The following is a 23,624-nucleotide window of genomic DNA, read 5'->3' as shown; positions in this document are numbered from 1 at the left end:
CCGAACGGCTTGCCGGCCCAGGGCGGCAAGCCGTTCGGCAAGGCCGGCCTGGAGCAGCGCTTCGGGACCGGCTGCGGCGCCTCCGCGCCCGGCGCCGTAATCGAACGCCACGGGCAGGATGCGGACGGGCACAGTTGGATTCATCATCGGCATTCTCCTCTCGTCGGGTCAGGCAGCCTGCCTTCAGTTCCGCTTGAACAGGTTCCTCAGGACAAAGCCGGCATTTTCGGGGCGCTCCGCGAGCCTCCTGACGAAATACGGATACCACCGCTCTCCGTAGGGCACATAACAGCGGACGGTATAGCCCTCCGCGGCAAGCTGCTCCTGCATGGACATCCTCATGCCGTACAGCATCTGGAACTCGAACGCTCCCCTCGAGACTCCGCGCCGGGCCGCATAAGCCTTGGTCCAGCGGATGATCTCGTCGTCATGCGTGGCCACGGCGGTGTATACGCCGCTGTCCAGCCGCATCCGAATCAGCCGCTTGAAGCTGGCCGCGACCGTATCCGGCTTGGCGAACGCGATCGCCCGGCTTTCCTTGTACGCCCCCTTCACGAGCCTCAGATTGATGCGGGCGTTGCTGAGCTTGCGCACATCCTCGGCGCTCCGGTACAAATAGGCCTGAATGACCGTTCCGGTATTGGTCAGTCCTTCTTTATGCAGCTGGCGCACGATCTCGATCGTGCGTCCCGTATAGGGACTGTTCTCCATGTCCAGCCTCACGAACGCCCCTCTGGCCTTGGCTTCCCTGGCGATCGCCGTGATCCGCTCCCGGCAGGAGGCTTCGTCCAGCGCAAGCCCCATCTGCGTCGGCTTCAGCGAGACGTTGCCGGACAGGCCCTCCTGATGCAGCCGCTGCAGCAGCACAATATAGGCGTCCCGGTAGGCATCCGCTTCTTCCAGTGTCTTGATTCCTTCCCCGAGATGATCCATCGACACCTGAATGCCTTTATCCCGCAATCGGCACGCGGCTGCAACCGCTTCGTCCAGCGTCGTTCCGGCGACGAAGCGGGAAGCTCCAAGCTTCATGCCGACTTTATGGGCGGCAGCCTCCACGGCGCCGTTGCCGGCGAGTCCAAGCAGCACCGAACGATAGATTTTGTTGCCCAATCCCATCTAGCCCTCACCCTCCCTCCGCCGTCGCTTGTGGCGCGAGCGGCTCCAAGTCATGTTCAAGGCCGGTCATGATTATATATAGGCAGAGTGCCCGACACCCATGACTGCAAGCCAAAAGGACATACGGAGGCGAAAGAGATGCTGGAACCGTTCCGCAACGAGCCGCTCACCGATTTCCGCGACGACCGCAGCCGCTCGCTGTTTCATGCGGCGCTCGATGAAGAGCGCGGACGCCAGGGCCAAACCTATCCGCTTCTGATCGGAGGCAAGGAGAGGCTGGAAGGAGATGCCGCAGACTCTCTCAACCCGGCGCGTTATGGAGAGGTGATCGGACGGATCGTCCAGGCGGACCTGCGGCAGGCGGCGGAAGCGGTGGAATCGGCCCACGCCGCCGCAGCCGGCTGGGCGCGGGAGCCGTTCGCCGCAAGGGCGCGGATTCTGTACCGCGCGGCGGCGCTGCTCAGAAGGCGCAAGCACGAATTTTCCGCGCTCATGGTGCTGGAGGCGGGCAAGCCTTGGGGGGAAGCCGACGCCGATACGGCGGAGGCGATCGACTTTCTGGACTATTACGGCCGCGAGGCGGAGCGCATCGGCGCGCCGCAGCCGCTGATCCGCCTGCAGGGAGAAGACAACGAGCTTCTCTACATTCCGCTCGGCACAGGGGTCGTCATTCCGCCGTGGAACTTCCCGCTCGCGATCATGGCCGGCATGACGGCGGCCGCGCTCGTCTGCGGCAATCCGGTCGTGCTCAAGCCGGCGAGTCCCACAGCCGTCATCGCAGCGAGGTTCGTCGCGCTGCTGCTGGAAGCGGGACTGCCGGAGGAGGTCATTCAGTTCGTGCCGGGACCGGGATCGGCCATCGGCGACGCGCTGGTGGATCATCCCCTCACCCGGTTCATCAGCTTTACGGGATCGCTGGAGACGGGACTGCGCATCCACGAGAGAGCATCGCGGCTGGCCAAAGGACAGCGCTGGATGAAGCGGGTCGTCGCGGAGCTAGGCGGCAAGGATGCGATCATCGTGGACAAAAGCGCCGATCTCGAGGCGGCCGCGGAGGCGATCGCAGCTTCGGCGTTCGGCTTTTCGGGGCAGAAATGCAGCGCCTGCTCCCGCGCGATCATCCATGCCGACGTCTATGACCGGGTGCTGGAGGACGTGGTGCGCCGCGCTTCGGGGCTGCGGGTCGGAGATCCGGCCGAGTACGGCACCGACATGGGGCCGGTCATCGACAAGGCGGCTCTGGGCAAGATCGCGGACTATGTGGAGATCGGCAGCGGCGAAGGCAAGATCGTCTGGGGAGGAGGCACCGACGACAGCTTCGGCTACTTTGCCCAGCCGACGATCATCGAGGGGGTGGACCGCAAGGCGAGAGTCGCCCAGGAGGAAATTTTCGGCCCCGTGCTGGCGTTCATCCAGGCGGATGATTATGCCGATGCGCTCGACATCGCCAACGATACGGCCTACGGTCTTACCGGCTCGGTATTTTCCGGCAAGCGCGCGCATCTGGAAGAGGCCCGGCGCTCCTTCCATGTCGGCAATCTGTACTTGAACCGCAAATGCACCGGCGCTCTCGTCGGCGTGCATCCGTTCGGAGGCTTCAATCTGTCCGGCACGGATTCCAAGGCAGGCGGCAGCGATTATCTGCTGCAGTTCACGCAGGCGAAGGCGATATCGGAGAAGCTGTAGGAACCGAGAATGATAGAGGCGGCTGCCGCAGCCCAAAAAGTCCGGACCGTCAGCGGGAAAACCGCTTGTGTCCGGACTTTTTCACATTTTTCAAGCCATGATGGATGGCTCGGATTTTAGGCTTGGAGCAGCCAAAGAGCGGGGACATTCGGAGGCTCCCAGCCCTGGAGCGACGTATGCGGCTGGCGGCATGAATACGTCTTGCCGCCGTAGGTGGCGAGGTCGCCGGTTTTGTAGGCGACGCCCGCAGCCCAAGCCTGCGCGCCGGCGGCATCGGTGGACGCCGTCACGGTGGCGGCGGGGGAGACGTTGCCGGCGGCATCCTTGGCCTTGACCGTGAACGTGTAGGAGGTGCCGGCGGTCAAGCCCGATACGGTAATGCTCGTGCCGGTTACCGCCAGCTGCTGGGTGCCGTAGGCGACGGTGTATCCCGTCACGCCGACATTGTCGGTCGACGCGGTCCAGGACAGAGAAATGGAGGCGGACGTTTTGCCGGTGACGGATAGTCCGCTAGGTGCGGTCGGAGGCGACGTGTCGCCCGAAGCCGCGCTCGTGCGCACATTCAGCGCCGCGCTGGCGGCGGATAGATTGCCGGCGGCATCCTTCGCCTTGACGGTAAACGAATAGCTTGTATCCGGAGCCAGACCGGTGACGACGGCGGAAGTCCCGGACACATTTAGCTGGGCCGAGCCGTAGCTCACGACGTATCCGGTGACGCCTGCATTGTCGGTCGAAGCGCTCCAGGACAGCGACACGCTGGTGGAGGAGATGCCTGTCGACGCCAGATTGGCCGGAGCGGAAGGCGCCTGCGTATCCGGAGCCTGCGGCGCGATTGCGTTCAGATAGGCCCGGTGCTTGGACGAGAACTCGAAGCCGTTGAATTTATCCCAATTAATCGACCAGGTCATCAGGCCGCCGAAGTTCGGATAGCCGGTCGAGCTGCCTCTCGTCTTGTACGAGGACAGCTGCTTGCCCTTGATGAGGGCGTCGAGAGCCGTCTGCACGTCCGCTACCGAGGTGAATCCGCCGCCGGCATTGCCGTTGGCCGGCAAGCCGAGAACGACCTGCTCCTGCTTGAGCGCAGGGAATACCTGGCTGGCGTTTTTGGCGACGGGGAAGCCGGTCAGCAGCATATCGGCCATTGCGACATGGAAGTCGGCGTTGCCCATCGTATGGTATTGGTCGTCAAGGCCGGTGATCGGGCCGGAATTGTAATTTTGCACCTGCAGCCAGTCGAGGATGTCCCGGGTGGCGTCGATGACGGGCAAATAAGCGCCGGCACGGGAGTCGCAGCTGATGCAGCTGCCGCCGTAGAACGAATAGCCGAGCTGAACGAAGAACGTTTCCGGGGCCATCGTCAGAACGAACTTATCGGTTCCGTACTTGCCGTTGATCGACTTCAGGGCGCTGATCAGGTTGACGATGACAGGCGTCGTCGGATTGCGGAAGTCTGAATCGCCGGCGTTCAGATAGAGGGAATGTCCCTCGAAGTCGACGTCGAGGCCGTCAAAGCCGTATTTATCGATGATTCCGGTTACAGAGGACACAAAGGCGTCTCTTTCCGCCGCGGTCGCGAGCTGAACCTGCCCGTTGGCGCCTCCGATGGAGATGAGCACTTTTTTTCCTTTGCTTTTCAAGTAAGCGACATCCGTCTTGAAGTCGGCATCGTTATAGTTGTAAGGCGTGAAGCCGATGATGCCCGTCGCGCTGCCTCCGACCGGCTCCGCGAAGGAAACGTTGACGACGTCGAAGTCCGGCGAGACGTCGCGCAGGCGGATGAAGCCGGAGCCGTTGTCGAAGTTGTGCCAGTAGCCGACGACTTTGTAGCCTCCTGCAGGAGCGGCCGAGGCGCGGGACGGAAAAGCGGCCATGCTCAGGATCGACGCCGCCAGGACGGCTAGGCAGAGCCAGGCGGCCAGCAGCGGTCTTCGCGTCGTGGAAGATGGATAAGCGTACATGATGAAACCTCCTCTAAAGGATTTGGGATGTCGGAAAACGGGCTTAGCGCCGCTTCGGTCAAGCGGCTGAACCTGCTCGCGGGCTGCCTGTTTCGGCAGCCGGACCAAGCCTCCTTTCGCAGGGATTGGAACAAGGGGAGACGATGCGTCTTCGGTGCAGAGTCCTTGACGCTGATTCTATTATCAGGGGCGCTGGCTGCCGGCAGAAGGGAGAAGTTACGATCGTGCAGGGGCTAATTTCCTCTTGGAATGCATGGAGAGGCGTCCAAGCATTCCTGGGACAGGCCCGGCGCGGGCTGTCGGGTGCGCTTCCAAACGCATCGGCGGTTGTGGTACGATAGCAGGGCAAATGGGCGGCGGAAGCCGTTAGAAGCAGGAGGGGCAGGCACGAATGAGAGTAATCGCGGGCGAGGCCAAGGGCAGGCCGCTGAAGGCGGTGCCGGGCATGAATACGCGTCCGACGACCGACAAGGTGAAGGAAGCCGTGTTCAGCATGATCGGCCCTTATTTTGAAGGGGGATGGGCGCTGGACCTGTTCGCCGGCACGGGAGGCCTCGGCATCGAGGCGCTGAGCCGCGGCATGGACAAGGCGGTCTTCGTCGACCAGGACCGGACGAGCATTGCGGTCGTCAAGGCCAATGTGGAGGCGGCAGGCATGTCCGGGCGCGCCGAAATATATACGAACGACGCCGGAAGGGCGGTCAAGGCGCTCGCGAAGCGGGGAATAGCTTTTGCGGCCGTATTCCTGGATCCGCCTTACCGGCTGACCCATATGGATGCGCAGATGATGGAGCTGCAGGAGCGTCGGCTGCTCGCTGACGATGCGGTGATTGTGGTGGAGCACGACGCAGGGCATGCATACCCCGAAGTCATCGGCGGCTGCCAACAGACGAGAAGAGTGCAATATGGCGAGACGGCCGTGACCGTATACCGGTATCGGCCCGAACAGACGGAGGTTGCGGATGCAGATGGGAACTAATTCGGGCGGTACGCAGGACGGCTTGAAGGAAGAGGACGGATTGATCCTTAGCGGCAGGGTGGCTGTCTACCCGGGAAGCTTCGACCCCGTCACATGCGGGCATCTCGACATCATCCAGCGGGCGGCCAGGCAATTCGATACGGTTATCGTGGCCGTTCTGAACAACACGAGCAAAAACCCGCTGTTCTCCGTCGAGGAGCGTCTCGAGCTGCTGGCGGAGATCACCCGTGACATCCCCAACGTGGAGATCGACAGCTTCCGCGACCTGACCGTCCGCTTCATGCGCTCGCGTGGAGCGCGCACGATCGTGAGGGGCATCCGGTCGGTGACGGACTTCGAATACGAGCTGCAGCTGGCGTCGATGAACCATCAGCTCGACGGCGACATCGAGACGATCTTCATGATGACGAATCCCAAATACTCGTATCTCAGCTCCAGCATCGTCAAGGAGATCGCCCGCTTCCATGGAAGCGTCAAGGATCTCGTTCCGCCGGAAGTCGAGAGGGAGCTTGAACGCAAATACGCAGACCGGCAGCCTTGAGCGGCCGGTCTGTTGCCGCTAGGCTCGGCGGCGCAGTCCGCGGACGGCGGCCGAGAGAAGGAGCAGGGCTGCCAGAACGACGGCCCAGGCTGCGGCGGAATAAGGCAGGGACGGCCAGAGAGAAGCCGGAAGAGCTTGCTCCCAGCCGGATATGCCGGGAATGAGGAAGGCTGGACGCGCGGATGAAACGGCCGTCTCGGCATAGGAGGCCAGCGCGCTCAGCGGTATCCATAACACGAGCGTCAAGCCGGCGGCGATGGCGGAGGCGAGCAGCCGGGCTCCAGCCAGCGGGAGCAGCCGCAGTCCGGTGCCCGACGACGTTCCGGCCGCTTGGAGCAAGGAGCAGAGCCCGCCCCACGAGAGCGCTGCGGCGATGGCTGCCGTCTGCAGCAGGGAGGACGGCTCGGGAGCGTGCCAGCTGGCGAGGGCGTTCGTGCCGAGATGGACTTCCGCGAGCGAGATCAGGAGCGGCCCTTGAACGGCTTCGGGAAGAAAAGGCTGCAGCAGCCGGATGACGACGGCGGCCAGAATGATGAGTCCGCCGGCGTTCATGAGCTGCTGCACGGCGCCGGCGACGCCGTCGCCCAAAGCTTTGCCGAAGGACCGGCCGTCCCGCTTCCTGCCTTCTTCCATGGCGAGCACAATGCGCCAGGCCGCTCCTTTGCCGCCCTCCGCCTGGGCTTGCTGCTCCAACAGGGGGACTGCCGCAGGTTTCCGGATTCCGATGCTGACGATCATGCCGGCGATGAGGCTGGACAGCCACAGCACGGGTATGAGCATGAGCCCGAACCGAGGCTGATGGAGGAAGCCGGCGCCGACGACAACGATGACGAAGAGCGGATTGGGGAGATGGGCGGCGGCGAGCAGCCGCTGTCCTTCCGAGCGCGTCAGGCGTCCGCTGGACACAAGCGAAGCCGCTGCCTGGGCTCCGGCAGGGAAGCCTCCGGTCCAGCCTTGGACGAGGCCCCAGCCTGCCGCTCCGGGAAGCCGAAGCAGCCTTGTCGTCAGCGGAGCCAGCATGGCTCCGATGGCGTCGACGAGGCCAAAGGCGAGCATCAGCTCGGCCAGCACGAGGAAAGGCAGCAGCGAGGGGAAGACGAAGTTCCACCAGAGGGACAGGCCGGAGAGCGAGGCTTGAAACGCTTCGGACGTTCCTCCGACGATGGCTGCGACGAGCAGGACGGCGGCGCAGGCGGTTAGCAGGGTACGCAGCATGAGGGAGCCTCCTAGCGGAATGGAATGGTCTGCCGATGGTTGTCCGCGTACAAACGGTACCTAACTATACGCCTCGCGCGGACAGGTTAGAACGTCCGCGCCCATGCCTGGAAGGGCCGGTCTCCTCGGGGGCGCCTCGCTGCCCGCAGCTGCGATCAACAAGAAGGAGGCTTTGCTCCATGCGCTCCAAATCAGCCCCAATGCCGGACGGCCCATTGCCGGACGCCGGATCCCGGGGGCAATCATCGGGAGCCGCCCGCAGGCTGCTGACGCTTGCCGCTTTAGGCGCGGTCCTGCTGCTTTGCGCCGTGCCGCGTCCCTATTACATCGTGAAGCCGGGCTTTGCGCTGGATGCGGCCGAGCTGCTCCCGCCGGGCCAGTCAGGGAGCGGCAAGGGGAGCTGGCTGTATACCGCCATCCGGGTCGATGATGCCAGCGCCGCCGAAGCGGCGGCCGCTTGGCTTTTCAAGGGCAGTCGGGTGATGGAGAAGAGGGCTTTGCTGAGGGGCGAGTCCGAGGCCGATTACATGGCCGGCATGAAGCTGGTCATGGAAGCGTCCCAAGCCGACGCCGCCGAGGCTGCATACCGGCTGTCCGGCGTTTCTTATCTCCGCATCCCGGAGAAGGCCGTCGTTCTGGAGGGGGGCCGCTTGGGTAGAGGGGCGGAGCTCGCGGCGGGCGATCTCGTCGCGAGCTGCGCCGGAAGTCCCGTGAAATCCTTGTCCGGTCTGGCTGCCTGCCTGGATGCCGCTGGCGGAGGCGTCGTCATGGAGCTTGCGCGCGGTTCGCGGACAATTGCCGTTCATGTGGATATGAACCGCGACGAACTGGGCGCGTATGCCGAAGGACTGAAGCGATTGGCTGCCGGCAAGGAGCCGCAAGCCGGAACGGAAGCTGGAACGGAAGCCGAAAAAGCGCCCGCTGCAAATGCAGCGGGCGCTCCGACATGGGGAGAACTGCGAGTCATCGAAGACGGGGAAACCGGACTCCCGCTGGAATGGAAGGAAGCCTCCGCCGGCGGGCCGTCCGCAGGATTGATGATGGCGCTGGCCGTGTACGATCGCCTGACGGCGGGAGACGGCACCGGCGGCCTGAAGGTTGCCGGAACCGGAACGATGTCGCCGGACGGCTCGGTCGGAGCTGTCGGCGGCGTCGCCCAGAAGGTCGCAGCCGCAGCGGCTGCCGGAGCCGATCTGTTCCTCGTCCCTCCGCAGGAGAGGCGAGAGGCCGAAGCGTCGGCGCTGCGGCTGCAAACGCGGATGAAGATCGCCGCGGCCGCGACGCTGGAGGCTGCGGCGGAAGCTGTCGCCGCGCAGGCGGCGCTGCGGGAGCAGTCCTTTTTCCCGTGACCGGCAGTTTTCCAAGAAGGATGGTTCGGCGACCCTTTCGTTCCGCTCCGTGCTGAATGAGCGGAACGAAGGCAGCTCACTCCAGACGGACGGGAGGCTCGTAATAGTCGCGGAACAGCTCTTTCGGCCCTGGCGGGGCCATTCCGCCGCGGCCGGCGGAAGCGTACACCGCTGTCGCCCGCACGTCCAGCTCCAGCATGGAGAGCCCTTGCGGAGCTCTGGCCGCGCTGAGCAGAACGGGAGCCGAAGCGGAGCGCCTCATCCGGGCCAGCAGCTCCCGGCCCTTGGGGGTGAAGCCGAGCACGCGGATGTAGCCAGGCCCTCCGTTCAGCCGCTCGGGAGACAGCTCATCCTTGCGCAGGTCCAGCAGCACGCCGAGGAGGGCGCGCTGGAGCCGGGTTCTCGTGTAGCGCTTCGTTTTCATCGCCTGCAGCAGCGCCTCCATGCCGGCGGCAGGCAGCTCCCGGAGGCTTGACAGCAGGCGATGCTCCAGTCCTTCGCCCATGCCGAGGATGCCGGCGAGCGAAGCGGGCGCACCCGTCAGGATCCGGTGCAGCAGCTGGGGAAAATAATCGTCCCAGGAGCGCGGAGCGTTTCCTTCCTGCCATTGTTGCTCCAGCACCTCGATCGTACCGGGAGGCACGAACGGCGCAAGCGAGGAAAGGCTGCTCCCTTCCGACAGCTTCTTGCGCAGGGCGGTCGCGCTTGCGATGGAGCCGGATTCCGCTACCGGATCGTGGTAGCCGGCTCCTTCGCGGCGGATCGTAAGCGGCTCCATCCGTCCCTTGAGCCGCCGCAGGGCGATCAGGTAATGAAGGCCGAGCGTCTGGTTCGGAAGCGCAAGCTCCTCCGGAGACAGTCCCAGATCGGCGGCGTCACCGGACCGGGCCATATACTCCATCAGGGCGGAGGAATACGCGGAAGGATAAGGCGCGCCTTCTCCGAGACGATGCCGCAGCAGGGCGCGGAATTCGTCCGGCTCGTCCGCCAGCAGGCCGGCTGCGCGGCTCAGCGGCTCAAGCCTGCCGCTCTCGCTGCCGAAGCAGAACGCGTCGACGACGCCGGTCGACTCCAGCACCGCGACGGCCCCGTGCGCGAACCATTCGGCAGGCTGCACGGAATAGGCGAGCGGCAGCTCCAGCACGAGGTCGCAGCCTCCCAGCAGAGCGGTGCGCGCCCGCGCCCACTTGTCCATGAGCGCGGGTTCGCCGCGCTGCAGGAAATGGCCGCTCATGACGGCGACGACGGCATCGGCGCCCGCCGCTTCTACGGATTTTTGCAAATGATAGGCATGGCCGTTGTGAAAAGGGTTATACTCGACGATAAGACCAGCTGTGCGCATATTACACCTCGACAAATCGGCAGATTTCCGCTTTACTATAGCATGAAATGTCCCGAGCGGTAATCGGAGGGCTTTTGGTTGACAAATGGTTCCCGCGCTCGATATAATAAATTTTGTTTGTTTGGAGTGATCTTATGGAATTTCGTGTTATGGAAGTTGTTTCCAAAGGGGTCGAGCACAGCTTCAACGAAGAGCTGGACATGCAGGAGCTTTTGGGCGACCGCAAGGACGTCCTGTCCGCTAGTCCGCTTCGCGCCAGCCTTGCCGTCCGTCCTTTCGACGGGACCGCGCAGGTAAGCGGAGAGCTTAGCGCCGATCTCAAAATGGCTTGTTCCCGATGCCTGGAGCCGGCCGAGGAGCATATCGTCATTCCGATCGAAGAACGGTTTGCCCATGTATCCGCGGCGAAGGACATCAACGAGGACGAAGATCTCATCATCGTGGAAGAGGACAAGGTCGACCTGAGGCCTTATGTCGAGGGAACCATGCTTCTCTATCTTCCGATGTCTCCACTATGCAGCGACGACTGCAAGGGGCTTTGTCCGGATTGCGGGATCAATCTCAACGAGCAATCATGCGGCTGTTCCCAGGATGTGATCGATCCGAGGTTCGAGGCGCTTAAGAAGCTTCTGGAGTAGGACTTGGCATGATTGTCGGCGGAAGCCGCCCATTCTTTTAAGGAGGTGTTAGACAATGGCAGTACCACAACGTAGAACGTCCAAAACCCGCCGCGACAAACGCCGCACGCACTTCAAGCTTGCAGTGCCGGGCATGGTGAAATGCGAGCAGTGCGGAGAGCTCAAGCTGGCTCACCATGTTTGCAAAGTATGCGGATACTACAAAACCAAAGAGGTTATTTCCCAGTAGTCTCTTGCCGTTCCCGTCACGGGAACATTTTCGAAGCGCTCCGCCTCCGTGGCGGAGCGTTTTTTATTGCCCGGAATAGGCGACGCCCGGCTTGAAGACCGTCAGGCGGCAGGGTGCGGGGAGTCCATTGCGACCATCGGCGATTTTCTATATACTGAATTGGTACCAGGTGTTAAAAATGAGACGGTCGAAGGTGGTGGCGGTATCGAGCGCCTGCCGAAGAAGCAGCGGCACCAGCAGCTGCTGGGCCTGTTGGACGACAATCCGTTCGTCACGGATCGGGAGCTGACCAGGCTGCTTAGAGTAAGCATACAGACGATCCGGCTGGACCGGATGGAGCTCGGCATTCCGGAGCTGCGCGAGCGGATGAAGCTGATGGCCGAGCGCTCCTACGATGCCGTTCGTTCGCTTCCGCTGGACGAGGTCATCGGCGAGATCGTCGATCTGCAGCTCGACAAAAGCGGAATTTCCCTGTTCGAAATCGGCGAGGAGCATTCGTTCTCGCGGACCGGCATTGCGAGGGGCCATCATATTTTCGCCCAGGCCAACTCTCTTGCCGTCGCCGTGATCAACGACGAGATCGCTTTGACGGCTACCGCCGACATCCGTTTTCTCCGGTCCGTCCGGCTGGGGGAGAAATGCATCGCCAAAGCTTACGTCCGCTCCAATACAGGGCAGCGGAGCAAGGCGAAGGTGGAGGTATTCTCCTATGTCGGAGACGAGATGGTGTTCGAAGGCCATTTCGTCATCCATCGTTCGGGGGGAGAGGCGGCCGCGCCAGAAGGAGGAGAATAGCGTGAGAATTGCCATCGATGCGATGGGAGGCGACCATGCGCCTGCCCAGATCGTGCTGGGCGCGCTGGAAGCGGCCCGTCAGTGGCCGGATACGGAAATCCTGCTTGTGGGGGATGAGGCTGCGATCGAGGCTGCCCTTGACGGGCAGTCGGCGGCCAACCTGACGGTCCTGCATGCATCCGAGAAAATAGACAGCGACGAAGAGCCGGTAAAAGCGGTCCGCCGCAAAAAGGACGCCTCGATGGTGGTGGCCGGACGGATGCTGAAGGAAAAATCCGTCGATGCCATGCTGTCGGCCGGCAATACGGGCGCTCTGATGACAACAGGCCTGCTTGTCGTCGGCCGCATGCCCGGAATCGAGCGGCCTGCGCTGACGACCGTGCTGCCGACGATGGACAATGTAGGCGTGCTCGCTCTGGATCTCGGCGCCAATATGGATGCCAAGCCCGAGCATCTGATGCAGTATGCCGTGATGGGGAGCATTTACCGCTCCAAGGTCGAAGGCATCGAGCGGCCGCGTGTCGGGCTGCTCAACGTCGGCACCGAAGCTTCCAAGGGCAACGAGCTGACGAAGGCGGCCTACGGCTTGATCGAGGCGGCGCCCGTTCATTTCATCGGCAACGTGGAATCCAGGGACGTCATGCAGCGCAACTGCGACGTCATGGTCTGCGACGGATTCGCCGGCAATATATTGCTCAAGACGATGGAGGGCACGGCAGGCGCCGTCATGAAGGAGATCAAGGGAGCTTTCACGAAGTCCCTGATGACGAAGCTTGCCGCAGCCATCATGATGCCGGGGCTCAAGGGCCTTCGCGACAAGATGGACTACTCCCATCACGGAGGAGCACCGCTTCTCGGCTTGAACGGCCTAGTCGTCAAATGCCACGGCTCCTCCAATGCGGCCGCCGTCAAGAACGCGGTCCGGCAAGCCCGGACTGCGCTGCAAGCCGGCCTTATCGAGACGGTAGCCGCGGAAATCAGCGGAAAAGAGGACTTATCATGAATCTAATCCCAGTCGGTATTATCGGTACGGGCAAATACGTTCCGGAACGAGTGTTGACCAATAAAGAGCTCGAGCAGATGGTGGAGACGAACGACGAGTGGATCGTCACCCGCACCGGCATGCGGGAACGCCGCATCGCGGCGCCGGAGCAGGCGACCTCCGATCTCGCCTACGAGGCTTCCGTCAAGGCGCTTGACAGCGCGGGCATTACGGCGGAGGACCTGGACTTGATCGTGGTTGCGACCATTACCCCGGACATGTTCTTCCCGTCCACGGCCAGCCTGCTCCAGGATCGGCTCGGCGCCAAGCGCGCAGCCGCGTTCGACCTGTCCGCCGCATGCTCGGGCTTCATCTACGGCCTGGCGACGGCAGCCAACATGGTTGCAACCGGCATGTACAAGAACGTGCTCGTCGTCGGGGCCGAATGCCTCTCGCGGATTACGGATTACACGGACCGCAATACATGCATCCTGTTCGGCGACGGAGCGGGCGCTGTCGTGCTCGGCGAAGTGCCGGCCGGCCGCGGCTTCAAGTCCTTCGATCTCGGCTCGGACGGCTCCGGCGGCCATCTGCTCAAGATTCCCGGAGGCGGCTCGCGCATTCCGTCTACGGCGGAGTCGGTGGAGCAGAAGCATCATTTCCTCAAGATGGCCGGAAACGACGTCTTCAAGTTCGCTGTCCGGGTCATGGGCGCCGCGGCCGACGACGCTCTGCGCAAAGCCGGCCTGACCAAGCAGGACATCGACCTGCTCATTCCGCACCAGGCCAACATCCGCATCATCCAGGCGGCGCTGAACCGGCTCGACCTGCCGGAGGAGAAGGCCGTCATCAACCTCGACCGCTACGGCAATGTGTCCGCCGCATCGATTCCGCTTGCCCTTTGCGACGCCGTCGAGCAAGGCCGGGTATCCGAGGGAGACACGCTGCTTATGGTGGGCTTCGGCGGCGGCCTTACCTGGGGAGCGGCGGTCCTGGTCTGGTAAGCAGGCCCTTCAGGCGAATTTCCGTGAAGGAAACCATTTGATCGGAGGAGCATCTTTGAGCAAAATCGCATTCGTATTTCCGGGGCAGGGAGCACAGGCCGTCGGCATGGGACGGGATCTGTACGAATCCAACGCCCGCGCCAAAGCCGTCTTCGACGAAGCCGACGCGGCACTGGGCTTCCCGCTGTCCGATATTATCTTCAACGGTCCTGACGAGGCTCTCAAGCAGACGGCCAACACGCAGCCCGCGCTGCTGACGACGAGCGTTGCCTTCCTGGAAGCATTCAAGGAAGCCGGCATTTTGCCGGCTTACGCCGCGGGCCACAGCCTGGGCGAATACAGCGCGCTGGTGGCCGCAGGCTCGCTCGGCTTCGCCGATGCGGTCCGCACCGTCCGCGCGAGAGGCGAGTTCATGGAGCAGGCCGTTCCTGGCGGACAGGGCGCCATGGCGGCCGTTCTCGGCGCCGAGCGCGGACCGCTCGCGGATCTGTGCGCTTCAATCTCGGCCGAAGGCAGACCGGTGGAGCTGGCCAACGTCAACTGCCCGGGACAAATCGTCGTGTCGGGCAGCGCAGAGGGCGTTGCGGCAGCTGTAGAGAGGGTCAAGGAGGCCGGAGCCAAGCGGGCGATTCCGCTCGAAGTGAGCGGCCCCTTCCATTCTTCCCTGATGAAGCCTGCAGCTGCGAGGCTGGCCGAGGTTTTGGAGCAGGTCGAGATCAAGGACGCTCAGTACCCTGTCGTCGCCAATGTGAACGCGGCAGCCGTACAGGCGGCCGGCGACATCCGCAGGCTGCTCGTGGAGCAGGTCTATTCTCCCGTACTGTGGGAAGATACGGTCCGGATGCTGATCGCCGAGGGAGTGGACACATTCGTCGAGATCGGATCGGGAACCGTTCTGGCCGCGCTCATCAAGAAGACGGACCGCGGAGCTCGCGTCATCGGCGTGAACAGCGCCGATTCGCTTGCGGCCGCGATCCAGGAGCTTGCCTAGAATACAGCTTGCGCCAGGCTCATGCCTGCGCCGGCAGCATCAGCAGTCATTCAGATAGGAGGAACACGCCATGTTTGCAGACTTGTCGGGCCGCACGGCCCTCGTGACAGGCGCTTCCCGCGGCATCGGCCGCGCGATTGCGATCGCCCTGGCAGAAGCCGGCGCCGACGTCGCGGTCAATTATTCCGGCAGCGAGGCGGCGGCGGCGGATACGGCAGCCGCTATCGAAGCCCTCGGCCGCAAAGCGGTGATCCTCAAAGCCAACGTAGGCAAGGCCGCCGAGTTCGACGAAATGGTCAAGTCCGTCCTGGACGCCTTCGGAAAGCTCGACATCCTCGTCAACAACGCCGGCATCACGCGCGACAACCTGATCATGCGGATGAAGGAAGAAGAGTTCGACCAGGTCATCGAAACGAATCTGAAGGGCGTCTTCAACGGCATCAAGGCCGTTACCCGTCCGATGATGAAGCAGCGTTCCGGCCGGATCATCAACATCTCTTCCGTTGTCGGTGCGATGGGAAATCCGGGCCAGGCCAACTACGTCGCCGCCAAGGCCGGAGTCATCGGCCTCACCAAGTCCGCCGCCCGCGAGCTGAGCTCGCGCGGAATTACGGTGAACTGCATCGCTCCGGGCTTCATCGAGACGGAAATGACGGACAAGCTTCCCGAGGATGTCAAAGGATCCATGATGGGCGGCATTCCGCTCGCCCGTCTCGGCAAGCCGGAGGACATCGCGGCCGCCGTCCGTTTCCTGGCGTCGTCCGAGGCTTCCTATATGACCGGCCAGACGGTGCATGTCGACGGCGGCATGTACATGTAATGACGGCACTCGGGAAATGATAAGTCGCTGCCGGCGATCGGCGGGCATTCCACGCGCCTGGCGGGACGGGACAAGCCGATGGACCGGGGCTGTCCTGGCCTTCCGGGCGGAAAGCGGCCGCCGGCGGCAAGGAAACGTTTGCGGTCTGGCATTTTAAATTGGATTCTCGTATAATACCATGGAGGAGGTGAACCGGATGTCCGAAGTAGTGGATCGCGTCAAACGCATCGTAGTGGATCGTCTTGGCGTAGACGAGGCGGAAGTTACCCTCGAAGCTTCTTTCAAGGATGACCTCGGCGCTGACTCGTTAGACGTCGTTGAACTCGTCATGGAGCTTGAAGATGAATTCGACCTGGAAATCTCTGATGAAGATGCGGAGAAAATCACGACGGTGGGAGAAGTAGTCAATTACATACAATCTCATACGTAATTGTCCACGAGAGTCCCGTTTCACGACGGGACTTCTCTCTTCATCACCGCAAGATTATCCCGCGGCCCCTTCAACCCGTTTGATCGGCGGCCATTCTCTCCCTGATTCTCCAAACGTCATCCGCACATGCGCTCGTCCCGGATCGGGACCGAGGCGCCATATCCGAACTCACTAACCTGCATGCTGCAGCTGCGATGGACAGGCCCGCTACCAAGCGGCGCACGGCCCGTATGCTGATGGATAGATATGTTTGCAAGACGGCGCAAGACGTGCCGTCCACATTGCCGTTCTCCGAGGTGAATTGAATGAATAAACGAGTGGTAGTAACAGGCTTGGGCGTATTGACCGCCCTTGGCGACAACAAAGAGCAGTTCTGGGGCAGCCTGATGGAAGGCAAATCCGGCGTATCGGAGATCGAATCATTCGATATCTCCGAATATCCGACCAAGATCGCGGCCGAAATCAAAGGCTTCGACCCGGAGAGCTACGGTCTCGACCGGAAAGAAGCGCGCCGCATGGACCGCTTCGTCCAGCTGGCTGTCGTGGCGAGCCTCAAGGCTGTCGAGGATGCCGGCTTGCGCATCGGCGAGAACAGCGATGCCGAGCGCACGGGCGTCATGGTCGGCTCCGGCATCGGGGGCCTCGGCACCTGGGAGGACCAGCACAGCGTGCTGCTGGAGAAAGGGCCTAAGCGGGTCAGCCCGTTCTTCATTCCGATGATGATCGCGAACATGGCTTCCGGCCAAGTATCGATGGCGACCGGCGCCAAAGGTCCCAATACGACCGTCGTAACGGCATGCGCGACAGGAACCCATACGATTGGGGATTCGTTCAAGATGATTCAGCGCGGCGACGCCGACGTCATGATCTGCGGCGGCGCGGAATCCACGATCCGCCCGATGGCGATGGCCGGCTTCTGCTCCATGCGCGCCATGTCGGTGCGCAATGACGAGCCGCAGAAGGCGAGCCGTCCGTTCGATGTCGACCGCGACGGATTCGTCATGGGCGAAGGCGCAGGCGTCCTTATCCTGGAATCGCTGGAGCATGCCGAGGCGCGGGGCGCCCATATCTACGCCGAAGTGATCGGATACGGCATGAGCGGAGACGCCCATCATATGACGGAGCCGGATCCGGACGGAGCGGCACGCTGCATGAAGATGGCGCTCCGCGACGCGAAGCTGGAGCCGGAGAGCATCGATTACATCAATGCGCACGGCACGTCGACGCCGGTCGGCGACAAGTCCGAGACGACGGCGATCAAGAATACGTTCGGAGAGCATGCCTACAAAGTCGCCGTCAGCTCCACCAAGTCGATGACGGGACATCTGCTCGGCGCCGCAGGCGGCGTTGAGGCGGTCATCCTGGCGCTGACGCTGCAGAACGGCGTCATCGCTCCGACGATCAACCTCAACAATCAGGATCCGGAATGCGATCTGGACTACGTGCCCAACGTTCCGCGCCAGGCGGATGTCCGCACGGCGTTGTCCAACTCCTTCGGATTCGGAGGCCACAACGCGACGATCATCATGAAGAAATATGAAGCGTGAGCGATTTCAGGACCTGCAGCGCCAGCTAGGCTTCACCTTCGCCAAGCCCCAGCTGCTGAGACAGGCTTTCACGCATACTTCCTACGTGAACGAACACCGCGATGCCGTAACCGAAGACAATGAACGGCTCGAATTCCTGGGCGACGCCGTGCTTCAGCTGCTCGTGTCCGAGCATCTGTTCCAGACTTATCCCGAGCGCCCGGAAGGAGATCTCACCCGGATGCGGGCGGCGATCGTCTGCGAGCCTTCGCTGGCCAGATTCGCCGAGCGGCTTGATTTCGGCTCGTTCGTCCGTCTGGGCAAAGGCGAAGAGCAGCTTGGCGGCAGGCAGCGCCCTGCGCTGCTGGCCGATCTGTTCGAAGCGTTTGTCGGATCGCTTTATTTGGACGCCGGGGTCGACACGGTCAGGGACTTTCTCCGCCGGGTGATGTTCGCCCGGCTGGAAGGCAACGAGGGCCTCTCCGGCAAGGATTACAAGTCCAAGCTGCAGGAGCGCGTGCAGAATCTTTCCCTTGGCGGCGTTGAATACCGCGTTGCCGAGGAGCGCGGTCCGGCCCATGACCGGGAGTTCGTCGTTCATGTCCACGTCGGCGAGGAGATTCGCGGGCGCGGCATTGGACGCACCAAGAAGGAAGCGGAGCAGAAGGCCGCCGAGGAAGCTTGGCAGGCAGTTTCGGAGCCGCAGGCCGATTAGCACCGCCAGCCATCCAGAGCCCGGCACCGTCATTTCAGGTGCCCGGGCTTTTTTTATTTCCCATGGAAGGATTCGACGCGCCAAGCACGCTGACCAGCCGCCCTGCCGTATGGTACAATAGCCACAAGAGGTGAACCGCTACCCATGTTGTTGAAACGGATTGAATTATCGGGCTTCAAATCCTTTGCGGACAAAACCGAAATGGAGTTTGTTCGCGGCATTACCGCCGTCGTCGGGCCTAACGGCAGCGGCAAGAGCAATATTTCCGACGGCATCCGGTGGGTGCTCGGCGAGCAGAGCGCCAAGAGCCTCCGCGGCGGCAAGATGGAAGACATCATCTTCGCCGGAAGCGACGCCCGCAAGGCGGTCAATTACGGCGAGGTCTCGCTGACGCTGGACAACTCCGACGGCACGCTGTCGCTCGAGCATCAGGAGGTGACGGTGACCAGGCGCGTGCACCGGAGCGGCGACAGCGAATATATGATCAACCGCCAGTCCTGCCGGCTCAAGGATATTACGGAGCTGTTCATGGATACGGGCATCGGCAAGGAAGCCTATTCCATCATCGGGCAGGGCCGCATCGAGGAAATCCTCAGCACGCGTTCGGAGGACCGGCGCGGCATTTTCGAGGAAGCCTCCGGCATCGTGAAGTACAAATCCCGCAAGCGGGAAGCCCAGCGCAAGCTGGACGACACCGAGAGCAACCTGCTGCGCATCTACGACCTCGTCTCGGAGCTGGAGGATCAGGTCGAGCCGCTGCGGGAGCAGTCGGAGCGGGCGATCCAGTTCAAGGCGCTCAAGGAAGAGCTCAAGAGCAGCGAGATCGGCCTGTACGTCCATCAGATCGATCAGGTGCATCAAGGCTGGAACGAGAACAACGCCAAGCTCGAAGTTCTCCGCAAGGAGGAGCTGGAGCTGTCCTCGGTCGTCAGCAAGCATGATGCGCTGCTGGAGAAGGACCGCATGCAGCTGCGCGAGCTGGAGTCGCAGCTGGAGGAGCTGCATGCGGTTATGCTGCAGTACAGCGAGGACTACGAGAAATGCGAAGGATACGGCGAGGTGCTCAAGGAGCGCCGCCGCAACCTCGACGGCAACCGCGTCCAGCTGGAGCAGTCGCTGGAATCGCTGCGCGGCCGCCAGGAGCAGATGGCCGCGGAGGAAGAGGAGATCCGGGCCAAGGCAAGCGCCTTGGAGGCTGTCCTCATCGATCTCCGCAGCCGAATGCAGGGAGAAGAAGGCCGCCTGGCGGGAGTCGCCGGAGGCATTTCGACCGAAGCGGGCGAATCGCTCAAGGGCGAATTGCTGGAAGTGCTGAGCACGATGGCCCAGCTGCGCAACGAAATCCGCTATTCCGAGCAGCAGAAGGAATCGCTCCAGCGCCGAATGGACCGCCTTGGCGGCGAAGAGGGCAAATGGCAGGAGAATTCGGAACGGCTGGAGAGCCGCAGGGCCGAGCTTGAGCTGTCGCTCAAGCGGACGGTGCAGGAGCTGGAGTCCGTTCGGAACCAATACATACAGCAATCCCAGCGGCTGCAGGAGATTCAGCGTCTGCAGGAGGAAGCCGGCGCCGCCTTGCGCAAATGGGAGCAGCGGCTGGAGGCGCTCACCTCGCGCCGGGATACGATGAAGGAAATGCAGGATGCGCTCGACGGCTTCATGCACGGCGTCCGCGAGGTGCTCAAGGCTGCGCGGCGCTCTTCCGGAGGACTCGAGGGCGTGCACGGCGCCGTCGCCGAGCTCGTCCGGGTGCCGCAGCGGATCGAGACCGCCGTCGAGACGGCACTGGGCGGAGCGCTGCAGCATGTCGTCATGCAGGACGAACGGACGGCGCGCGCGGCGATCGCTTTCCTGAAGCAGCGTCAGCTGGGACGGGCGACGTTCCTTCCCCTGGATGTCATCAAGGGGAGATCGGTTCCGGAGCAGGACAAGCGCCAGGCCGCATCGATGGAAGGCTACATCGGCGTTGCCGCCGAGCTGGTCGGCTGCGAGCCGCGGTACGAGAATATCGTGAACAATCTGCTCGGCAACGTGCTTCTGGCCGAGAATCTGGAATGCGCCAACCGGATCGCAGCCCGCTGCGGCTACCGCTTCCGCGTCGTGACGCTGGAAGGCGACGTCGTCAATGCCGGCGGCTCCATGACCGGGGGCAGTCTCCAGAAGAAAGGCGCAAGCCTGCTCGGCCGCCAGCGGCAGATCGAACAGCTCGACATGGAAGCCTCCGACATGCAGAAGCAGATCGATCGGCTTCGGGGGGAACAGTCGGACTTGCGCAAGGAATTGTCTATCGCCGCCCAAAATCGGGACGAGCATCGGGAGACGGCTGAGCGGCTGAACGTGCAGGAGCAGCAGAGGCGCACGGAGCTGCAGCATGTCACGAGCGAGGCCGCCGCGCTTGCCGAACAGGGCGCGGTCTTCAGTTCCGACCGCAGCGGCAACGAAGAGGAGCTGCGCCAGCTGGACCAGGCGGCAGCGGAAGCCGCCAGCCGGCTCGATGAGCTGGGCATACGCGAAGCGGGCCTGCAGGAAGCGATCGCGATGGCGGAGCAGCGGCGCAAGGCGAGCGAATCGGCGAAGGAGGAGCTGCAGGGGCAGCTGACCGATCTCAAGATCCAGGTCGCGAAGGCGGATCAGGAGCGGCTTGCCGTACAGGACGTGCTGAACCGGATCAAGGGCGACAGCGGCAGGGCGCGGTCGGAGGCGGCTTCCCTGGAGGCCGCGCTGCGCGAGCGCCTTCAAGAGCAGGAATCGCTCGAAGCCGAGTCGGTGAAGCAGATCGAGGAGCTCAACCGGCTGCGGCTGCGCAAGGAGGAATGCTCCGCGCAGACGGATCTCAAGCGGTCGGCGCGCGCGGACAAGAGCAAGGAGCTTGAGCTGGGCGAAAGCGAAACCCGCGAGCAGCGCAGCGGACTGAAGCGCGTCGAGGAGCAGCTCCGGCAGACGGAAATCGCCGTCAACCGGCTGGATGTGGAGCTGGACAACCTTCTCCGCAAGCTGAGCGAGGAATACGGCCTCAGCTATGAGCTGGCCAAAACCCGCTATTCCATGGCGGGAGAAGCCGCCGAGGTGCAGACGGCGGTGCGCGACTTGAAGCGGCGCATCGCCTCGCTCGGCGAAGTCAATCTTGGCGCCATCGAAGAATACCAGCGGGTTCGGGAACGCTATGAATTCCTGGATGCGCAGAGGCTGGATCTCGTCGAGGCCAAGGCGACGCTCTATGAAGTCATCCGGGAGATGGACGAGGAGATGTCGAAGCGCTTCCGGATCACCTTCGAGGAGATCCGCCGCCACTTCGTCGTCGTATTCTCCAAGCTGTTCGGAGGAGGGCGCGCCGATCTGGTGCTCGTCGATCCCGAACGGGTGCTCGAGACCGGCATCGACATCGTCGCCCAGCCTCCGGGCAAGAAGCTGCAGAACCTGCAGCTGCTCTCCGGCGGCGAGAGGGCGCTGACCGCGATCGCCTTGCTGTTCGCCATCCTCCAGGTCAAGCCCGTTCCCTTCTGCGTGCTCGACGAGGTGGAGGCGGCGCTCGACGAGGCCAATGTCGCGCGCTTCGCCCAGTATTTGCGGGAGTTCTCGGAGCTGACCCAGTTCATCGTCGTCACCCACCGCAAAGGCACGATGGAGGAAGCGGACGTGCTGTACGGCGTCACGATGGAGGAGGGCGGCGTCTCCAAGCTCGTATCGGTGCGGCTTGAGGACGAGGAGGCGGCCGTATCGGCCTGATTGGCGCAACAGAGGGCGGCGGCGCCATCGCTGCCTGCCTCGACTATAGAATAATGAAGGACCGGAGGAAACGGCATGGGATTTTTCAAGAAGCTTAGAGAAAGCATCGCCTCCAAGACGGAGTCGGTCACGACGATATTCAAGGACGGGCTGGCCAAAACCCGCACGGCTCTCGTGGAACGGGTGGAGGAGCTCATCACCCGCAGGAAGAAGATCGACGAGGATTTCTACGAGGAGCTGGAGGAAATCCTCATCAGCGCGGATGTCGGCGTCAACACCGTCATGGAATTGATCGACGACCTGCGATCCGAGGTGAAGAAGCGCAAGATCGAGGATGCCGCGCAGCTGCAGCCGGTGCTGTCGGAGAAGCTGATCGGCCTGCTCGGCAGCGACAACGGCAGCGAGCTGCGCATGGCGGACGAAGGCATCACGGTCATTCTGTTCGTCGGGGTCAACGGCGTCGGCAAAACGACGACGATCGGCAAGCTCGCCCATAAGTTCAAGAGCGAGGGGAAATCGGTGCTGATGGCGGCCGGCGACACCTTCCGGGCCGGCGCGATCGAGCAGCTTGAAGTGTGGGGCCAGCGCGTCGGCGTCGACGTCATCCGCCAGCAGGCGGGCTCCGATCCGGCGGCGGTCATGTATGACGCCGTCCAGGCGGCCAAGCAGCGCAAGGCGGACGTCCTTCTGTGCGACACGGCGGGCAGGCTGCAGAACAAGAGCAACCTGATGGAAGAGCTGAACAAGATCTTCCGCGTCATCCAGCGCGAGATTCCGGGCGCTCCGCATGAGGTGCTGCTCGTTCTCGACGCCAATACGGGGCAGAACGCGCTCAGCCAGGCCAAGATGTTCGGCGAGAAGAGCGGCGTGACCGGCCTCGTGCTGACGAAGCTCGACAGCACGGCCAAGGGCGGGATCGTCATCGCGATCCGCCATGAGCTGGACCTTCCCGTCAAGTTCGTCGGCCTCGGCGAGAAGATGGAGGACCTCCAGCAATTCGACTCCGAGCAGTTCGTGCATGCGTTGTTCGCGGGCCTTATCCGGGATCAGGATTCCGGGCCGGAACAATAGCCTGATTGCTGACAAGGTCAAAAGCTTGACACCTGCCCCGGCGTAGGGTATGATAAGTTTCGCTAACGCAGGATGACCGGCTGCGGCCGGCCTGCAAGATCTGGAAGGAGCTGCTGCCGATGGCTGCCGATCAGCGCGACGCGCTGGAGAAGACGACACGGATCAACATGCTGTTCGATCTGTACGGTCAGCTGCTTACGGAGAAGCAGGTCTCCATCCTGACGTATTATTTCCTGGACGATTTCTCGCTCGGAGAGATCGCCGCCGAGCTCGGCATCAGCCGCCAAGCGGTATATGAGCATGTCAAGCGCGGCGCGGCGCTGCTGGAGGATTACGAGTCGAAGCTCGGAATGCTGTCCCGCTCGGTGGCGGCCTCCAGACTGCTGGACGAGCTGCAGGCGGAGCTGGGAGAGATCGCTCTCACCCCTGCCGGAGCCAGGCTCGCGGAGCTGGCGGAGGCTCTCCGGGAGTCGCTCATGCCTGGAGAGCAGGAGAATTGAGAGAATGACCGCCT

The 23,624-nt window shown here is 62.9% G+C and carries 21 protein-coding genes; 17 read left to right on the top strand and 4 right to left on the bottom strand.

Translation table 11 applies throughout. The features are described from left to right. Positions 1 to 183: 183 nt before the first annotated feature. A complete protein-coding gene (locus PHU01S_RS12690) occupies positions 184 to 1,116 on the bottom strand; it encodes a proline dehydrogenase family protein (protein ID WP_049867562.1) in 933 nt (310 codons plus the stop codon). Between the two features lie 138 nt (positions 1,117 to 1,254). Between PHU01S_RS12690 and pruA the strand changes: the two genes are divergently transcribed. Continuing rightward, entirely contained in the window at positions 1,255 to 2,802 is a 1,548-nt protein-coding gene (gene pruA / locus PHU01S_RS12685; protein ID WP_127507868.1) for an L-glutamate gamma-semialdehyde dehydrogenase, read from the top strand. A 116-nt stretch (positions 2,803 to 2,918) separates the two neighbouring features. On the opposite strand, the gene PHU01S_RS12680 is transcribed toward pruA, so the two are convergent. After that, positions 2,919 to 4,673 carry a fibronectin type III domain-containing protein gene (locus PHU01S_RS12680; RefSeq protein WP_373864539.1) on the bottom strand — a complete coding sequence of 585 codons (1,755 nt, stop codon included), beginning with the start codon at positions 4,671 to 4,673 and terminating at the stop codon, positions 2,919 to 2,921. 478 nt (positions 4,674 to 5,151) lie between these two features. On the opposite strand from PHU01S_RS12680, the gene rsmD reads away from it, so the two are divergent. Then, a complete protein-coding gene (gene rsmD, locus PHU01S_RS12675; protein ID WP_021881645.1) occupies positions 5,152 to 5,739 on the top strand; it encodes a 16S rRNA (guanine(966)-N(2))-methyltransferase RsmD in 588 nt (195 codons plus the stop codon). Then, the gene (gene coaD, locus PHU01S_RS12670) at positions 5,729 to 6,280 is read left to right on the top strand and encodes a pantetheine-phosphate adenylyltransferase (protein ID WP_083436665.1); all 552 of its coding nucleotides are present in this window, start codon (positions 5,729 to 5,731) and stop codon (positions 6,278 to 6,280) included. Before rsmD ends, coaD begins: the two co-directional genes overlap by 11 nt. Before the next feature lie 18 nt (positions 6,281 to 6,298). Here the strand turns inward: coaD and PHU01S_RS12665 are convergent, their stop codons facing one another. Beyond that, positions 6,299 to 7,495 (bottom strand): nucleoside recognition domain-containing protein, encoded by a 1,197-nt coding sequence (locus PHU01S_RS12665; RefSeq protein ID WP_127507863.1) that lies wholly within the window; start codon positions 7,493 to 7,495, stop codon positions 6,299 to 6,301. Between the two features lie 179 nt (positions 7,496 to 7,674). Between PHU01S_RS12665 and PHU01S_RS12660 the strand changes: the two genes are divergently transcribed. Further along, on the top strand, positions 7,675 to 8,844 hold the full coding sequence (locus tag PHU01S_RS12660) for a S16 family serine protease (RefSeq protein ID WP_164763060.1): 1,170 nt from the start codon (positions 7,675 to 7,677) through the stop codon (positions 8,842 to 8,844). Positions 8,845 to 8,920: 76 nt separating this feature from the next. On the opposite strand, the gene PHU01S_RS12655 is transcribed toward PHU01S_RS12660, so the two are convergent. Then, positions 8,921 to 10,186 (bottom strand): nucleotidyltransferase, encoded by a 1,266-nt coding sequence (locus PHU01S_RS12655; RefSeq protein WP_127507859.1) that lies wholly within the window; start codon positions 10,184 to 10,186, stop codon positions 8,921 to 8,923. A gap of 134 nt (positions 10,187 to 10,320) precedes the next feature. Between PHU01S_RS12655 and PHU01S_RS12650 the strand changes: the two genes are divergently transcribed. The 13 genes from PHU01S_RS12650 to ylxM all read left to right on the top strand — a co-directional run bounded on the left by PHU01S_RS12650 (position 10,321) and on the right by ylxM (position 23,610). After that, positions 10,321 to 10,824, top strand: coding sequence for a YceD family protein (locus tag PHU01S_RS12650; RefSeq protein ID WP_048744877.1), 504 nt, complete (start codon positions 10,321 to 10,323; stop codon positions 10,822 to 10,824). A 55-nt stretch (positions 10,825 to 10,879) separates the two neighbouring features. Next, complete coding sequence (gene rpmF, locus PHU01S_RS12645) at positions 10,880 to 11,053, top strand: 50S ribosomal protein L32 (RefSeq protein ID WP_021880971.1); 174 nt, start codon at positions 10,880 to 10,882, stop codon at positions 11,051 to 11,053. A 213-nt stretch (positions 11,054 to 11,266) separates the two neighbouring features. Continuing rightward, complete coding sequence (fapR, locus tag PHU01S_RS12640; RefSeq protein ID WP_174806366.1) at positions 11,267 to 11,848, top strand: transcription factor FapR; 582 nt, start codon at positions 11,267 to 11,269, stop codon at positions 11,846 to 11,848. A gap of 1 nt (position 11,849) precedes the next feature. Continuing rightward, on the top strand, positions 11,850 to 12,851 hold the full coding sequence (plsX, locus tag PHU01S_RS12635) for a phosphate acyltransferase PlsX (protein WP_127507857.1): 1,002 nt from the start codon (positions 11,850 to 11,852) through the stop codon (positions 12,849 to 12,851). Then, a complete protein-coding gene (locus tag PHU01S_RS12630; protein WP_048744875.1) occupies positions 12,848 to 13,834 on the top strand; it encodes a beta-ketoacyl-ACP synthase III in 987 nt (328 codons plus the stop codon). Before plsX ends, PHU01S_RS12630 begins: the two co-directional genes overlap by 4 nt. Before the next feature lie 55 nt (positions 13,835 to 13,889). After that, positions 13,890 to 14,825, top strand: coding sequence for an ACP S-malonyltransferase (gene fabD / locus PHU01S_RS12625; protein ID WP_127507855.1), 936 nt, complete (start codon positions 13,890 to 13,892; stop codon positions 14,823 to 14,825). A gap of 70 nt (positions 14,826 to 14,895) precedes the next feature. Then, positions 14,896 to 15,645 carry a 3-oxoacyl-[acyl-carrier-protein] reductase gene (gene fabG, locus PHU01S_RS12620; RefSeq protein ID WP_021880975.1) on the top strand — a complete coding sequence of 250 codons (750 nt, stop codon included), beginning with the start codon at positions 14,896 to 14,898 and terminating at the stop codon, positions 15,643 to 15,645. Positions 15,646 to 15,841: 196 nt separating this feature from the next. Continuing rightward, on the top strand, positions 15,842 to 16,075 hold the full coding sequence (gene acpP, locus PHU01S_RS12615; protein WP_021880976.1) for an acyl carrier protein: 234 nt from the start codon (positions 15,842 to 15,844) through the stop codon (positions 16,073 to 16,075). 305 nt (positions 16,076 to 16,380) lie between these two features. After that, positions 16,381 to 17,622, top strand: a complete 1,242-nt coding sequence (gene fabF / locus PHU01S_RS12610) for a beta-ketoacyl-ACP synthase II (protein WP_127507853.1) — start codon at positions 16,381 to 16,383, stop codon at positions 17,620 to 17,622. Then, a complete protein-coding gene (gene rnc / locus PHU01S_RS12605) occupies positions 17,612 to 18,316 on the top strand; it encodes a ribonuclease III (protein ID WP_021880978.1) in 705 nt (234 codons plus the stop codon). The genes fabF and rnc overlap by 11 nt, the downstream gene beginning before the upstream one ends. A 144-nt stretch (positions 18,317 to 18,460) precedes the next feature. Continuing rightward, positions 18,461 to 22,039, top strand: coding sequence for a chromosome segregation protein SMC (gene smc, locus PHU01S_RS12600; protein ID WP_127507851.1), 3,579 nt, complete (start codon positions 18,461 to 18,463; stop codon positions 22,037 to 22,039). Between the two features lie 75 nt (positions 22,040 to 22,114). Continuing rightward, a complete protein-coding gene (gene ftsY, locus PHU01S_RS12595) occupies positions 22,115 to 23,110 on the top strand; it encodes a signal recognition particle-docking protein FtsY (RefSeq protein WP_021879125.1) in 996 nt (331 codons plus the stop codon). 119 nt (positions 23,111 to 23,229) lie between these two features. Next, complete coding sequence (gene ylxM, locus PHU01S_RS12590; RefSeq protein WP_048748693.1) at positions 23,230 to 23,610, top strand: YlxM family DNA-binding protein; 381 nt, start codon at positions 23,230 to 23,232, stop codon at positions 23,608 to 23,610. Positions 23,611 to 23,624 lie beyond the last annotated feature (14 nt).

Origin of the sequence: Paenibacillus humicus NBRC 102415 (assembly GCF_004000905.1) — a bacterium.
GTDB lineage: Bacteria > Bacillota > Bacilli > Paenibacillales > Paenibacillaceae > Paenibacillus_O > Paenibacillus_O humicus.
This window is presented reverse-complemented; position numbering and strand designations above follow the sequence as displayed.

Bases quoted from the DNA above. Each gene is read 5' to 3' on its own strand.
- PHU01S_RS12690 (WP_049867562.1), bottom strand. From the start codon at position 1,116: ATGGGATTGGGCAACAAAATCTATCGTTCGGTGCTGCTTGGACTCGCC.
- pruA (WP_127507868.1), top strand. From the start codon at position 1,255: ATGCTGGAACCGTTCCGCAACGAGCCGCTCACCGATTTCCGCGACGAC.
- PHU01S_RS12680 (WP_373864539.1), bottom strand. From the start codon at position 4,673: ATGGCCGCTTTTCCGTCCCGCGCCTCGGCCGCTCCTGCAGGAGGCTAC.
- rsmD (WP_021881645.1), top strand. From the start codon at position 5,152: ATGAGAGTAATCGCGGGCGAGGCCAAGGGCAGGCCGCTGAAGGCGGTG.
- coaD (WP_083436665.1), top strand. From the start codon at position 5,729: ATGGGAACTAATTCGGGCGGTACGCAGGACGGCTTGAAGGAAGAGGAC.
- PHU01S_RS12665 (WP_127507863.1), bottom strand. From the start codon at position 7,495: ATGCTGCGTACCCTGCTAACCGCCTGCGCCGCCGTCCTGCTCGTCGCA.
- PHU01S_RS12660 (WP_164763060.1), top strand. From the start codon at position 7,675: ATGCGCTCCAAATCAGCCCCAATGCCGGACGGCCCATTGCCGGACGCC.
- PHU01S_RS12655 (WP_127507859.1), bottom strand. From the start codon at position 10,186: ATGCGCACAGCTGGTCTTATCGTCGAGTATAACCCTTTTCACAACGGC.
- PHU01S_RS12650 (WP_048744877.1), top strand. From the start codon at position 10,321: ATGGAATTTCGTGTTATGGAAGTTGTTTCCAAAGGGGTCGAGCACAGC.
- rpmF (WP_021880971.1), top strand. From the start codon at position 10,880: ATGGCAGTACCACAACGTAGAACGTCCAAAACCCGCCGCGACAAACGC.
- PHU01S_RS12630 (WP_048744875.1), top strand. From the start codon at position 12,848: ATGAATCTAATCCCAGTCGGTATTATCGGTACGGGCAAATACGTTCCG.
- fabG (WP_021880975.1), top strand. From the start codon at position 14,896: ATGTTTGCAGACTTGTCGGGCCGCACGGCCCTCGTGACAGGCGCTTCC.
- acpP (WP_021880976.1), top strand. From the start codon at position 15,842: ATGTCCGAAGTAGTGGATCGCGTCAAACGCATCGTAGTGGATCGTCTT.
- fabF (WP_127507853.1), top strand. From the start codon at position 16,381: ATGAATAAACGAGTGGTAGTAACAGGCTTGGGCGTATTGACCGCCCTT.
- rnc (WP_021880978.1), top strand. From the start codon at position 17,612: ATGAAGCGTGAGCGATTTCAGGACCTGCAGCGCCAGCTAGGCTTCACC.
- smc (WP_127507851.1), top strand. From the start codon at position 18,461: ATGTTGTTGAAACGGATTGAATTATCGGGCTTCAAATCCTTTGCGGAC.
- ftsY (WP_021879125.1), top strand. From the start codon at position 22,115: ATGGGATTTTTCAAGAAGCTTAGAGAAAGCATCGCCTCCAAGACGGAG.
- ylxM (WP_048748693.1), top strand. From the start codon at position 23,230: ATGGCTGCCGATCAGCGCGACGCGCTGGAGAAGACGACACGGATCAAC.